Annotated in this window: 1 pseudogene; it reads left to right on the forward strand. The window is 55.3% G+C overall.

Annotated elements, in window-relative coordinates:
- Positions 1–245: 245 nt before the first annotated feature.
- A pseudogene (locus tag E2L05_RS20610) lies at positions 246–653 on the forward strand (hypothetical protein); the annotation flags it as partial.
- Positions 654–712 lie beyond the last annotated feature (59 nt).

A 712-nucleotide genomic window follows, 5' to 3' on the forward strand; every position in this document is an offset into this window, starting at 1 on the left:
GGCATAGCCGATCAGGGGCATGGGCGGGCCGTTTGCAATTACACAAGTCATAAATAAACGACCGTTTGTAAACGAATGCAAGTATGTGCACTCTCGTTGTGCTCGTCCAAAAACCCTTGGTTTCCTTGCGCTGAGCGCGATCTGAGAGGTTCCACCGGCAGTCACGCGCGCGTACTATATAAAGAGCGCAGGCAACCGCCACAAAATCACTTGGGTAATGTGCAAAAGAACAGTATTTTGCACATATGAAGACCCAAAAATCTGCTTTGACTGATAATTTCAATGACCCCCTCATCACCATCGAGGCGGATGAAGAGGCTCACGAAGAGGATCTCTGGTTTCTGCCGGGACCACTCGAAGAAGAACCGGATGATTTGCCTCCCGGGTCACGGGCAGAACCGCCCGACACTGCTGTCATAGAAGACTGGGCAAAGGCAGAAGGCGTTCACGCTGCGCGACTGGCACGGGTCGCCGGACGTCTGGGTGCTCTGGATGACCGGCTGCTGCGCGGCCCCAAAGGCTGGCGGCATCGCCTCGCTTTGATCGAGGCAGCGAACCTCAGCTGGTTCGCAGGGGATAGGGTGAGTTCTGATCGTCTGGCGCTCTGGATATCGATGCGGCTATCAGGTGCACAGGATGACCCAAATGCCCTAGGGTCAGGACCCATTGATCTTCGCTTTGCAGCGTGATTCACGGCTCGAAAACGAGCGGT

Origin of the sequence: Meridianimarinicoccus aquatilis (assembly GCF_004358675.1) — a bacterium.
In the GTDB taxonomy this organism is placed as follows: domain Bacteria; phylum Pseudomonadota; class Alphaproteobacteria; order Rhodobacterales; family Rhodobacteraceae; genus Meridianimarinicoccus; species Meridianimarinicoccus aquatilis.